The organism is Pseudomonas sp. P4_C4 (assembly GCF_056402055.1).
Genome location: NZ_JBFUID010000012.1, coordinates 17,906 through 30,263, shown reverse-complemented (window position 1 = coordinate 30,263; position 12,358 = coordinate 17,906). Strand labels below are relative to the sequence as shown.

Genomic DNA, 12,358 nt, shown 5'->3' with positions numbered 1-12,358 from the left:
AAATGCTGTAAACAAACAAGCCCGTGCGCGGTCAGGAGGATCGCTCCCACCGCGTCGGTTTCGTCGCCGCAACACTCAGTTCGCGCTCGGCTACCACAAACCCTGGAACAAGGAATTTCTGATTCCTTAATTTTGTGCGATGGTGTAAGAATATCCCTCGACCCATCCTCCTACAAGGATTTTGTACGACATGGCACAAAATAAATCGACAGAGGGCAAAGCCCGCGGCCGCCCTCGCGCCTACGACCCGCAGACAGCGTTACAACAGGCGCTCGGTGTGTTCTGGAACACCGGCTATTCCGGCGCGTCGCTCGATAGCATCGCCACCGCCGCCGGCATGAATCGCCCCAGCCTCTATGCGGCATTCGGCGACAAGCACGCGCTCTATATCAAAGCGCTGGAGCAATATTGGGAGTTTGCCGCGGCGTCCATGCGCGAGGCGCTGACGGACCTGGAGCTGCCGTTGGCCGAGGCCTTGCAGCGTTTCTACGAGGGGCAGTTATCGATTTACTTCTCGGGAGACGGCCAGCCGCGCGGTTGCTTCGCCATCGGCACGGCAACCACCGAAGCCGTCGAAGACCCGGAAATTCGTGAAGTGCTGTCCGACCGCTTGAGCCGGCTGGATGCCGACCTGGAAGTTCGCCTGCAAGCGGCGAAAAATGCCGGCGAGTTGAAAGGCGATGCAGACCCGTCGGCTCTTGCCGTGCTCGCCTCGTCTCTGCTGCACAGTATTTCGATCCGTGCCCGGGCCGGTAAATCCCGAGCCGAACTGACGGCGCTGGCACGCCAGGCGATCAGAGTGATCTGCGGTGAGTGAAAAACTCGAAGATGTCCTCGCCGGACAGTTGGCCGTGATCTTCTGCGGCATCAACCCCGGAATGACGGCCGCCGCCCAGGGGCACCATTTTGCCGGGCGCGGCAATCGCTTCTGGCGCACGCTGCATCTCGCCGGGTTTACCCCGGAGCTTGTGCGACCGGAAGACGATCGGACGATCTTGAGCTATCGATGCGGATTGACCGCGGTGGTCGAACGGCCGACGGCCAGCGCGGATCAGTTGTCCGTGCATGAGTTCAGCGCTGCCGCAGCGGACTTCGAACAGAAAATCGCACGCCATGCGCCGCGTTTCGTGGCGTTTTTGGGCAAGGCAGCGTATGGCGCGCTGTCCGGTCAGCGCGACATTGCCTGGGGCCTTCAAGCGAAAACCTTCGGCCATGCCTCGGTCTGGGTTTTGCCCAACCCCAGCGGCAGAAATCGTGGGTTCAGCCTCGAGCAACTGGTGACGGCCTACCGCGAACTGCGCCTGGCCGTCGACGAACAGCAGCGGGTGTAATCACGTCGGTGGAATCGTCGCGAGCACACCGATCAGGATGGTCAACAGCAGAAAACCGCCGAGAAAAATCGTCATCTTGGCCATGCGGCCTCCCACACTATGAATTGGCGGTACAGGGGCGTCGTGCGCTGCCGTACCGGAGATTTATTGTGGGCTGGTGGCTGTATCCGTTACAGAGGCAGATTGCGCTGAAAAATACGGATCAGATCCGCTTTCAGGCCGTGCTTTCGCGCGTTTCCCAGAGAGGAGTTTGCGCGCAATGTCCACAAACGGCGTGACGATCAAACCGTGCAGCGTCAGGTAACGCTCGTGATCCTGCTCACCCGTGCCGAAGTGAATGGACTCGGGTCTGGACCGGGTGACGTAGAGCGTGCCGAACATCCAGTCCCACAGTGACAGATTGATGCCGAAGTTCTTGTTGAAGTGTCTCGGTGCATCGCTGTGATGAATCTGGTGTTGCGCCGGGCTGCTCAGCACCCGCTCAAACACCGGCCCGAAGGAAAACCAGACATGGCTGTGGCGCAGGTTGGCCGCCAGGCTATTGAAGATAAACACCATGTAGGTCACGCCAAACAGCGTATAGCGGCTGATCTCCCCGCCGCAGGCGTACCAGAAGACACCGGCAAAGGCGCCGACGCAGATGATGTCCGTGAGCTTTTCGACCACTTCTTCCAGAAAGTGCACCCGGCTGGCCGTCGCCGGCACCAGCACGGGCGCCGAATGATGGACTTTGTGGAACGCCCACAGGTACCGCGAATGAAAAGCGCGGTGGCCCCAGTAATGGCTGAAATCCTTGACCAGAAATACGCCCAGCCCATAAAGCAGGGTCAGCGCCAGGTGTTCCTCCACTTGCGTGCGCGCGCCCCACAGGTGGGTGAAGAACGCGATGTAGTCCGCTGAACGCAAGACATACGGATCGACCAGGCCGACGATGGGCAACACCAGGGCAACCTTGAGGATGGCGAGTACGAAGTAATAGCGGTAGTCGAGCAGCGCCGAGCGGTGCAGGTAAACCCGACGGCCGCCGATGAACTGGCCGAACGAACGTGCGTCGGTCAAGCCCCGGGATTTTCGCCAGCGGAACAGGCAATAAGCGGCGCCGTAAGACATGCAGAGAAAGGATAGACCGAGTCGACCGTTGACGTCGAAAATGCCCAGGAACTGCCGGGTGACCGGCTCGATCACCCACTGGAATAAATGAAAATGGATTGCGGCAAGAACATCCATACCAGGCTGCCCGACGTAAATGGAAGGGCAATAGTAAATGAGAATGAGTCTTTAGTGTGTTGAATTATGCCCAGTTGTCAGCCACCCAACGCAATGATTGCAAGGATCAGCACGCCCCCCGTGGCAGCCATGATCACCCCACCCTGCCATTGCGTGGCGCCAGCGTATCTGGCGAGCATCCAGCCGGCGATGAACAGCACCACGAGGCCGATCAGGTTGGACAGGCGGATGGCGAGTGCCGTCTGATCGAGCAGTATGAACGGCACCACCAGTGGAAATGTCGAGCACACGACCAACAGGAAAACACCGAGCGCACCCTTGAAGTCGTTCCAGCCCAGGCCCGCCCTGGTCGGCAAGGGGGGCTGCTCGAGCAGTCGACGGCGCAACAACTCCAGGCCCTCGCTGCCGGCTGCCACCGCCAATTGCAATGGCAACACTTGCGCAATGAGTGCCTGACCGGCCGCGGCGTCCGTGCCATTGCGCAGGGCGAGGTACAGCTTGATCCTGCGCGTGCGCTCGACCAGTGCGCGCAACAGGTACATGACTGCATCGGCCAGTCCCCAGGCGAGATTGCAACCGAGTGCGGCAATCATCATCGAGCGCTCGGCTGCCTGGTCTGCCGTGGCCACGCTGATGGTGCCGGTGAACGTCATGGCCATCAGCAGGCCGAAGATCACCTCGGTAATGCGCTCGACAGGGTCAAGTACAGGCGCCCTTTCGAATTGACCTTGGGTTTGCATGAATTCACCTCGCCCGGGGGTACCTGCACGATATCGGTCAACGCTTCGCCCAGGCAGCGGGTGCTCAAGCTGGATATCCGCGTCCCCGTCAAGTGTAGATTGAACGGCTACACTCATGCGCACACGTCACCTGTTTCAAGAGGAGTGATTCATGCTTGATTACTTCGCGCTGGGCCTGCTGATCTTTGTCGGGCTCATCTTGTTCTACGGGGTCATCCTGCTCCACGACATCCCCTATGAAATTGCCGTCCACCGCAACCACCCTCACCAGGATGCGATCCACGCCACCGGCTGGGTCAGCCTGTTCACCCTGCATGCGCTCTGGCCATTCCTGTGGATCTGGGCGATGGCCTATCGAGAGGACCGGGGCTGGGGTTTCAGTGACGGACACTCACCCAAAAGCCATGTGGTTCACCTCGAACAACAGGTCGCCGAACTGCAAGGGCGGATCGAGCGCCTCGAGGCGGCGACGGGCACGACACTGAGCAGGCTGCCAACGGACAATCTCGGCGAGGGCATTTGAGCCATGGATCTCTTACTCATTCTGACGTATGCCGCTCTCTGCGTAGCCATCTTCAAGATCTTCCGCATTCCCCTGAACAAATGGACGGTGCCCACGGCGGTGCTGGGCGGGATCGTGATCATCGGCGCGCTGATTTTCACGATGAACTACAACCACCCCTACTCCGAGGTGGCGCGTTCCTATTTCGTATCGGTTCCGGTAATACCCGTGGTCAGCGGCCAGGTGATCGACGTGCCGGTGAAGACCAACCAGCCCCTGGAAAAAGGCGATGTGCTGTTTCGCATCGATCCCGCGCCTTTCGAATACCGGCTGAAATCCCTCAAGGCACAACTGGTTGCCGCCCAGGCCGATCGCGCCCGGATCACCGAGCTGATCAAGCGTAATTTCGGCACCCAACGGGAATTGGATGCGGTGGTCGCTCGCAGTGATGACCTGAAGGCACAACTGGACAGCGCGCAGTACGAACTCGACAACACCACGGTGCGCGCGCCGAGCAAAGGCTTCGTTACCCACGTTTCGTTGCGTCCGGGCATGATGGCGACCAAGTTGCCGTTGCGCCCCTCGATGGTCTTCATTCCCGCCGAAGGGCATTACTTCGCAGCGTGGATGCGCCAGAACAGCCTGTTGCGCCTGACCGAGGGCGACGAGGCCGAAGTCGCTTTCGACGGCATTCCCGGAAAGGTTTTCGAAGGCAAGGTCAAAACCGTGGTTTCGGTCATCGCCGAAGGCCAGGTCCAACCTTCGGGCACGCTGCTCGGCTTCACCGGTTCACCACCAGCCGGCCGGGTCCCGGTGGTCATTGAAATCACCGATCCCGACTATGCCCAGTACGCCGACCAGATGCCCGGCGGCGCCTACGGCCAGGCGGCGCTGTACAGCCAGCATTTCCATCACATCGCGATGATGCGCAAGATCCTTCTGCGCATGGCCGCGTGGATGAACTACATCTTTCCGTTCCACTAACCCGGCAGCGACGGCAACTGGCTCAATCCTTGAATTGGGTCAGTTGCCGGTACAGCTAACCGGCCTGATCGCGATAGAACACGTCGTCGGTATACGGATACCACCAGTCCTGAATCTTCGGCTGGTGGTCGATGATGACCATTTTCGAGCGGCGGAACGCTTCCAGCCCCTGACGCCCGAGCTCACGCCCAAGCCCCGACATCTTCCAGCCACCGAACGGCAGCGCATCGTTGTCGATCAGCGGATTGTTGACCCAGACCATCCCCGCCTCCAGGCGCTCGGCGGCTTCCATGGCTTCGGCCAGATCCGTGGTAAACAGCGAGGCACCGAGGCCGAACGGCGAGTCGTTGGCCAACCGCACCGCTTCATCGAAATCTCTGACACGACAGATCGCCGCCACCGGGCCGAAACACTCTTCCTGAAGAATCGCCATGTCACCGGTCACGCCGGTGAGGATGGTCGGCTCATAGAACCAGCCGACGCTGTGCCCGGGTGGAATCCGTCCGCCACAGACCACTTTCGCACCCTTGGCCACGGCGTCATCGACCAGGCGCATGACTTTATTACGCGCCGCCTCGCTGACCATCGGCCCGATTTCCGAACGCTCCAGGCCATGGCCAATGCGCAAGGCACGGGCGCGCTCGGCGAATTTCGCGACAAACTCGTCATGGATTTCATCGACGACGTAGAAGCGTTCCGCCGAGGTGCAGATTTGCCCGCTCAAGTGGAACGCAGCGGTCACTGCGCCCGCCGCCGCCACTTCCAGCGGTGCATGTCGGGAGATGATCAACGGATCGCTGCCACCGGCCTCGATCACGCAAGGCTTCATCCGTTCGGCGCAGGCCACGGCGACCGCTTTGCCTGCTGCCACGCTGCCGGTGAAGGCCACCGCGTGGGTCTGCGCCGACTGCACCAACAACTGCGCGGTGACAGCATCGCCCGGCACGCAAGACACCAACCCCGGCAACAGCGCGGTGAAGTGCTCCATGAACTTGAGGGTGCACAGGGTCGTGGCTTCCGCCGGTTTGATGATGCAGGCATTGCCCGCCGCCAGCGACGCGGCGACCGTCCAGCACATCAGCAGGATCGGAAAGTTGAACGGCATGATGTGCACGCTGATGCCATGCGGCTCGTAGCGCACATGCTGGAACGAGCCGATCTGCGTGGTGCCGGCAACCTTGCCGGCATCGTCCCGGGCCATCTCCGCGTAGTAGCGAAAGATCGGCGCGCAGTTGGCCAGTTCGCCCATGGCTTCGGGAAACGGCTTGCCCATCTCCAGGGTCATCAGGCGCGCCACTTCACGGTTGCAGGCGACGTTCTGCTCGATGGCGTTGGCCAGTTGATGCAGGCGCGCGGCGCGGCTTTTGGCATCCACTACGCGCCATTGTTTTTGTGCGGCGGTGGCGGCATCGATGGCGGCTTGCACATCGGCGTCGCCACACACGCCGACTTGCCCGACCGGTTGCAGGGTCGCCGGGTCAAGCACTTCGCGCACACGGCCATCGGTCAGCGGCAGGAATTCAGAATTGATGAAACGCAATGCAGTGTCAGTGTTGAACGTGGCCATGGGATGATCCTTGAACCAATCGATAAGGGGTTTCGCGTAACGTCGCCAGGGTCTCGGCGGGCAGTTCTTCACTCCAGCCCGGCACGTGCCGGTCGAGCCATTGGCGCAGCGGCGCAAAGGCCTCGGCGTCCAGGGCGCGGACAAACAAACCGAGGGTGCGCGGCAGGTGCGCCAGGTAACCGTGCTTGCCGTCACGACCGGCCAGGCGCACGAAAATCCCCAGCACCTTGGCGTGACGCTGGGCGGCCAGGCGCCGGTAATCTTCGAGAAAACCCGGCGCATCCAGCTCCGGGCGTTGCAGCAGGTAATGACTGATCAGTGCCGCCCGCAGTTCCTCGGGCACATCGCGCCGGGCGTCTTCGAGCAGCGACATCAAGTCATAGGCTGCCGCCCCGACCAGGGCATCCTGGAAATCCAGCAAGCCGCAGGCGGCGACGCCTTCGCGGCCTTGCAGGAGCATCAGGTTGTCGACGTGAAAGTCGCGCAGCACCAAGGCTTCGCGACACTGTGCAACGTCGCGGCAGGCCTCGGCGAACAGCGCCAGATACTCATCGCGCAAGGCCTGTGCCGCCTCTTTGCCAATCAACAACGGCACATACCAGTCGATAAACAGCGCGTACTCGTCCGCCAGTCGATGCTCGTCGTATGGCGCCAGTTCCGCGGCTGGCGCTGCGCGATGCAACGCCACCAGCGTATCGACCGCCAGGTGATACAACGCCGACTCCGAATGCCCGGCCAGCAGCAGCCGGGTGTAGGTGTCGTGCCCGAAATCCTCGATCAACGCCAGCCCCGCCGCCTCGTCCACCGCCAGCAAGGCCGGCGCGGACAGGCCCAGCCCCTGCAACTGCCGGGCGATCCGCACGAACGGGCCGATGGGCTCGCTGTGTGGCGGCGAATCCATCAGCAACAGGCCGGCGCCGTCCAGGCGGAAATAACGCCGGGTCGAAGCGTCCGCCGGCAAGGCGACCAGCAAGGCCCCGGCGTAACCGGCGTGTGCCAGAAAGGCGGCGCGCTGGTCCTCACGGGTTGGCAATTGCGCCAATGCATCTGTCATGGCGATCACCGGATCATGTAGACCTTTTTGATGGTTTCGTGGACGGTGCACACACCCTTCCAGTCCTTGCCGAAGAAGGCGGCGGTGTCCGGCTTGATCTCGATCACCTCGCCGGACTCGTGGACGTAAGTGCAGCGACCTTCGAGAAAGTGGCAGAACTCGTCGCTGGTGACATGGCAGAACCACTTGCCCGGGGTGCAGATCCAGATGCCGCATTCGGACTGGCCTTCGGGGCCTTTGTGCAGCACCACGCCGGAGACACGGGATTCACCCTCGAGCATGGTCGGAATCACGCCCCAATCCTTGACGTCAGTGATGCTCAGCGGGTCGTACAGAAACGGGGTAGTCATGTGTTGCTCTCCAGGTTGTGTATGTAGGAGCGAGCTTGCTCCGGGCGGCGTTCCGACGATGGACGTCAACGATGACGCGTGCTGTCTGGATGGCCGCGTTGCCCTGACGCTCTTCGCCAGCAGGCTGGCTCCTACAGGGATTGCAGTGTTTCCCACAGGCTCAAGCCAGCATATAAACGTTGCGCAGGGTTTCCCGGACGTCGCATTCGCCGGTCCAGCCCGCCGGGAACAGCACCAGGGTGTTGGGGCGCACTTCGATCACTTCACCGTTGTCGTTGCGGTACGTGGCGTGCCCCGCGATGAAGTGGCACAGCTCGTCCCGGGGAATCGACAGCCGCCAGCGCCCGGGGGTGCACACCCACAACCCGGTTTCCGGGCTGTTGTCCGGGCGTTTGAACAGCAGCCGACCGCTGGAATGCGAGACGCCTTCGACGGCGTCGCTCTGCACGCCCCAGTCCACCAGGTCGGTGCGGCTGCTGACGGCTTCGAGGTACGGCGTGATACCCGCCGTGGTAGATGAATCAGGCATCGTTGAGCACCTTGTCGAGAATCGCGGCCGCGTCTTGCGGCCCCTTGCGCGATTGCATTTGCGCGCTGGTGCGCTGCAGGCGTTGGCGCATCGCCTCGTCGTTGAGGCACGCGTGGAGTTTTTCCGCGAGCTGTTCTTCGCTCCATTCGTAGCGATCGAGCTTGAAGCCGTGACCGCTTTCTTCGGCGCGCATGGCGTTGTCATGGCCGTCCCAGACGTAGGACATGACGATCGCCGGTTTGCCGAAGAACAGGCACTCGGTGAAGCTGTTGTTGCCGCCGTGGTGGATCACCGCGTCGACCTGGGCAATCACCGACGGCTGCGGGAACCAGTTGGAAATCTGCACGTTGTCCGGCAGGTCCGGGTATTCGTCGAGGTGTTCGCCGACGTTGAACAGCGCCCGGTAAGGCAGCTTGCCCACCGCATCGATCAGGCGCTTGAGCAACTCGACATCGCCGGAACCGAGGCTGCCGAAGCTGGCGTACAGCAGCGGCCTGTCGTTGTGGGCGCGGAACGGCGGAATCTCGTACGGCGTGTCGTGGCGCACGCAACCTTGCAGGTAATGGAAACGCTCGGCCGGCAACGGATGGCGGCGGTCGAACTTGACCGCATCCGGGTACAACAACAGGTTCATGTACGGTGAGGCTTCAAAGAAGGTGCCCAGCGGATAGGGCTGCTCGCCATGGGCCTGCAGAAACTGGTTGAAGTCCTCGTGAATCGGCCCGACCACTTCCTCGAAACGCTGGCGGAATTGCGCGTGGCCCGCCTTGTCGTCGATGCTCATGCCCGACAGGTGCGGCGGGATATCCGGGTCTTCGATCTCGTTTTCCGAGCAGGAAATGATCCGCACCCACGGCTTGCCGTATTGCTTGATCGCCGGGAACAGGATCACGTTGTCGACGCAGATCAGGTCGGGCTTGACCTTGTCCAGCACCGCCGGCAGGTCCTTTTGCGCCCACTTGGCGGTTTCGACGATGGCCGCCCAGCACTCCTTGACGTAGTTGTCGATCTGGCCCAGCGGCGACTTGCGGAAATTCGGTATGTGGCCGTTGATGAAGTCCACCCAGTAGCGGGCCATCTCTTCGGCCGGCATCGGTGCCGACATGTTGACCCTGTGCTCTTCAAAACCATAACCGGCGTACACACCGCTCATGCCCGGGTCGGTGAGGAACACCGCTTTATGACCCAGGGCTTCACAGGCCTGGGCGATACCGACTGAGTTCAGCGCCGGGCCGTAGGCGGCTTCGGGGAAGAATGCGATCACTTTCTGTTTCATCGAGTGCTGCTCCTGCCTGGTCTTTTTATTGTTCAGCGCGTCAATACGCGGGCATGCCGGGCCTGCCAGCCCAGCCGGATGGTCGTGTCGATTGCAAAATGGGCGAATTCGAACTGTGAGGACGGCACGCGCACGATCAGCGGCTTGTCGCTGAGGGGGGTCAGCACGTGCAGGTTGGTGTCGAGGCCGTGGTAGGCGACTTCGACGATCTTGCCGCTGACCTGATTGGCGCAATCGCCGCCCTGCTCCGTCAGCACTTGCAGGCGTTCGGGACGAACCACCACGGCGACGGATTGGCCGGTCACCAGCGGTGCGTCGGTTTCGACGCTCAGCTCCTGGCCATTGACCCGCACCGAGTGCTGGCCCGAGCGCACGCCTTCGAGCAAGTTACTGACGCCGATGAAGTTGGCGACAAAACGGCTGTTGGGGTTTTCGTAGAGTTCGGCCGGGCTGCCGCACTGGCAGACCTTGCCGCCGTCGAGCACCGCCATGCGGTCGGACATCACCAGCGCTTCTTCCTGGTCGTGGGTGACGATGATGAACGTGATGCCACTCTCGTGTTGCAGGCGCTTGAGTTCCAGCTGCATCTTTTCCCGCAGCTTCTTGTCGAGGGCGCCCAAGGGCTCGTCGAGCAGCAACACCCGAGGACGCTTGACCAGTGCCCGGGCCAATGCCACTCGCTGGCGCTGGCCGCCGGAAAGCTGATCGGGCTTGCGCTCGGCCAGCTCACCCAGTTGCGCGGTGCCCAGCACTTCATCGACCCGGCGACGGATTTCGCTTTCCGGCAGGCGCTCCATTTCCAGGCCGTAGGCAATGTTCTTGCGCACGGTCATGTTGGGAAACAGCGCGTAGGACTGGAACATCAGGTTCAGCGGACGCTTGTTGGCCGGCAGCGGCGAGATGTCATTGCCGTCCAGGTAGATGCAGCCACCGCTGGGGGTCTCGAAACCGGCGAGCATGCGCAGCAGCGTAGTCTTGCCGCAGCCGGACGGCCCCAGCAGCGCGAAGAACTCGTTCTCGCGGATGCTCAGCGACACCTCGTTGACCGCCAGGCCGTTGCCATAAGACTTGCTGACCTTATCCAGGATCAATACCGCAGATGAATTATTCATGGGTGCGAGGAGCCTTGTTGAGACGCTGCGAAGCCAGCAGCGCGGTGATGCTGACCAGCATCACCAGCGTCGCCAGAGCGTTGATTTCCGGGGTGACGCCGAAGCGGATCATGGCGTAGATCTGCATGGGCAAGGTGGTGGACGCCTGGCCGGAACCGGAGTTGAAAAAGGCGATGATGAATTCGTCCACCGACAGGGTGAACGACAGCAAACCGCCCGCCAGCACGCCGGGAAAGATCACCGGCAACAGCACTCGACGGAACGTGGTGAACCAGCTCGCGCCGAGATCGATCGAGGCTTCGAGAATCGAATAGTCGAAGTGCTTGAGCCGCGTGCGCACCACCGCGCAGACGAAGGCGATGTTGAACACGGCGTGGCTGATGATGATCGAGTGCAGCCCCAGGCCGACCTTGAGCAGGTTGAAGAAGCTGAGCAGCGCAATCGCCAGCACGATGTCGGGGATGATCATCGGCGCCATCAGCAAGGTGTCGACCACCTGGCCTTTGTCGTTGCCCTTGCGGCGCAACTCGATGCCCAGTGCCAGGAAGGTGCCAAGCACGCAGGCAATGAAGGTCGCCGACAACGCAACGATCAGGGTGTTGAGCGCCGCCGACAGAATCGCCGTGTTGTGCGCCAGTGCCGCGTACCACTTCAGCGATACGCCGCCCCAGGCGGTGGGCAATCCGGACTTGTTGAACGACAGCAGGATCAACACCAGGATCGGTATATAAAGGAAGGCGTACACCAGACCCAGGTGCGAACCCAGCACGGTGCCGCTGACAGAACGAGACTGACTCATGAACGCGCCCCTTCTGCACGACGGGCCACCAGTGCCTGGATGAACAACAGGATCAACATGATCGCGATCAGAAAGAAGCTCAGCGCCGCGCCAAACGGCCAGTCCCGCGCCGTGAGGAATTGCGAATAGATCAGGTTGCCGACCATCTGCACCTGCTTGCCGCCCAGCAGGTCGGCAGTGATGAAGTTGCCGATGCTCAGCACGAACACAAACACCGCGCCCGCTGCGATACCCGGCACGCTCAGCGGCAGGATGATCCGGCGAAAGGTCATCCAGCCCGAGGCGCCGAGGTCTTTCGAGGCGTCCCACAATTCGTTGTTGATCCGCGACAGCGACGAGAAAATCGCCAGGATCACAAAGGGGATATAGTTGTAGACCAGCCCCAGCACCACGGACGATTCGGTGTACAGCAGGCTGATGGGGTCGCCGCTGTAGCCGAACACTTGCAGCAGGCGGTTGATCAGGCCTTCGCGGTTGAGCAGGACGATCCAGGCGTAAGTACGGATCAGGTAATTGCTCCAGAACGGCAGCATCACCAGAAACAGATACACCGCCTGACGCCGCCGTGGCGCGCGGGCAATCGCATAGGCCGCCGGGTAGCCGATCAACACCGCAAACACCGTGGCCAGCCCGGCGATCTTCGCTGACTTGAGCAGGATGCCGAGGTACAGCGGATCGAACGCGCGCTGGTAGTTTTCCCAGGTGAACAACCAGTCGATGCCGCCATACGCGCCGCGTTCGACAAAGCTGTAGACCAGCACCAGCAGGCACGGAATCACCAGGAACATCAGCAGCCAGCCGAAGCCGGGCGCAAGAAGCCAGGCCGACAGGCGCCTGTCAGCATGCAAAGCACTCATTACCCATATCCTCCCGCCTCAGGGCAGAGG

14 protein-coding genes are annotated in these 12,358 nt (G+C 61.7%); 4 read left to right on the top strand and 10 right to left on the bottom strand.

Annotation, left to right across the window (positions count from 1 at the left end; genetic code table 11):
- Nucleotides 1-190 precede the first annotated feature (190 nt).
- A complete protein-coding gene (locus AC1DXW_RS08905) occupies nucleotides 191-817 on the top strand; it encodes a TetR/AcrR family transcriptional regulator (protein WP_477753297.1) in 627 nt (208 codons plus the stop codon).
- Complete coding sequence (gene mug, locus AC1DXW_RS08900; protein WP_477753296.1) at nucleotides 810-1,331, top strand: G/U mismatch-specific DNA glycosylase; 522 nt, start codon at nucleotides 810-812, stop codon at nucleotides 1,329-1,331. The genes AC1DXW_RS08905 and mug overlap by 8 nt, the downstream gene beginning before the upstream one ends.
- Before the next feature lie 144 nt (nucleotides 1,332-1,475).
- Here mug and AC1DXW_RS08895 read toward each other — a convergent pair whose 3' ends face one another.
- Both AC1DXW_RS08895 and AC1DXW_RS08890 read right to left on the bottom strand, forming a co-directional pair.
- Nucleotides 1,476-2,558, bottom strand: coding sequence for a sterol desaturase family protein (locus tag AC1DXW_RS08895; protein ID WP_477753295.1), 1,083 nt, complete (start codon nucleotides 2,556-2,558; stop codon nucleotides 1,476-1,478).
- Between the two features lie 77 nt (nucleotides 2,559-2,635).
- Nucleotides 2,636-3,298: a hypothetical protein gene (locus AC1DXW_RS08890; protein ID WP_477753294.1), complete on the bottom strand. Its 663-nt coding sequence runs from the start codon at nucleotides 3,296-3,298 to the stop codon at nucleotides 2,636-2,638.
- A 151-nt stretch (nucleotides 3,299-3,449) separates the two neighbouring features.
- Between AC1DXW_RS08890 and AC1DXW_RS08885 the strand changes: the two genes are divergently transcribed.
- On the top strand, nucleotides 3,450-3,821 hold the full coding sequence (locus tag AC1DXW_RS08885; protein WP_477753293.1) for a DUF3302 domain-containing protein: 372 nt from the start codon (nucleotides 3,450-3,452) through the stop codon (nucleotides 3,819-3,821).
- A gap of 3 nt (nucleotides 3,822-3,824) precedes the next feature.
- Nucleotides 3,825-4,784, top strand: a complete 960-nt coding sequence (locus AC1DXW_RS08880; protein ID WP_477759950.1) for an HlyD family secretion protein — start codon at nucleotides 3,825-3,827, stop codon at nucleotides 4,782-4,784.
- 55 nt (nucleotides 4,785-4,839) lie between these two features.
- Here AC1DXW_RS08880 and AC1DXW_RS08875 read toward each other — a convergent pair whose 3' ends face one another.
- The 8 genes from AC1DXW_RS08875 to AC1DXW_RS08840 all read right to left on the bottom strand — a co-directional run bounded on the left by AC1DXW_RS08875 (nucleotide 4,840) and on the right by AC1DXW_RS08840 (nucleotide 12,328).
- On the bottom strand, nucleotides 4,840-6,351 hold the full coding sequence (locus tag AC1DXW_RS08875) for an aldehyde dehydrogenase family protein (protein ID WP_477753291.1): 1,512 nt from the start codon (nucleotides 6,349-6,351) through the stop codon (nucleotides 4,840-4,842).
- On the bottom strand, nucleotides 6,332-7,405 hold the full coding sequence (locus AC1DXW_RS08870) for an aminoglycoside phosphotransferase family protein (RefSeq protein ID WP_477753290.1): 1,074 nt from the start codon (nucleotides 7,403-7,405) through the stop codon (nucleotides 6,332-6,334). The genes AC1DXW_RS08875 and AC1DXW_RS08870 overlap by 20 nt, the downstream gene beginning before the upstream one ends.
- Before the next feature lie 5 nt (nucleotides 7,406-7,410).
- Nucleotides 7,411-7,755 carry a cupin domain-containing protein gene (locus AC1DXW_RS08865; protein WP_007976122.1) on the bottom strand — a complete coding sequence of 115 codons (345 nt, stop codon included), beginning with the start codon at nucleotides 7,753-7,755 and terminating at the stop codon, nucleotides 7,411-7,413.
- Between the two features lie 160 nt (nucleotides 7,756-7,915).
- Nucleotides 7,916-8,284: a cupin domain-containing protein gene (locus tag AC1DXW_RS08860; RefSeq protein ID WP_477753289.1), complete on the bottom strand. Its 369-nt coding sequence runs from the start codon at nucleotides 8,282-8,284 to the stop codon at nucleotides 7,916-7,918.
- Nucleotides 8,277-9,560 carry a nucleotide disphospho-sugar-binding domain-containing protein gene (locus tag AC1DXW_RS08855; RefSeq protein ID WP_477753288.1) on the bottom strand — a complete coding sequence of 428 codons (1,284 nt, stop codon included), beginning with the start codon at nucleotides 9,558-9,560 and terminating at the stop codon, nucleotides 8,277-8,279. The genes AC1DXW_RS08860 and AC1DXW_RS08855 overlap by 8 nt, the downstream gene beginning before the upstream one ends.
- Nucleotides 9,561-9,592: 32 nt before the next feature.
- Nucleotides 9,593-10,672, bottom strand: coding sequence for an ABC transporter ATP-binding protein (locus tag AC1DXW_RS08850; RefSeq protein WP_477753287.1), 1,080 nt, complete (start codon nucleotides 10,670-10,672; stop codon nucleotides 9,593-9,595).
- Nucleotides 10,665-11,471 (bottom strand): ABC transporter permease, encoded by an 807-nt coding sequence (locus AC1DXW_RS08845; protein WP_477753286.1) that lies wholly within the window; start codon nucleotides 11,469-11,471, stop codon nucleotides 10,665-10,667. The genes AC1DXW_RS08850 and AC1DXW_RS08845 overlap by 8 nt, the downstream gene beginning before the upstream one ends.
- A complete protein-coding gene (locus AC1DXW_RS08840) occupies nucleotides 11,468-12,328 on the bottom strand; it encodes an ABC transporter permease (RefSeq protein ID WP_477753285.1) in 861 nt (286 codons plus the stop codon). Before AC1DXW_RS08840 ends, AC1DXW_RS08845 begins: the two co-directional genes overlap by 4 nt.
- Nucleotides 12,329-12,358: the final 30 nt, after the last annotated feature.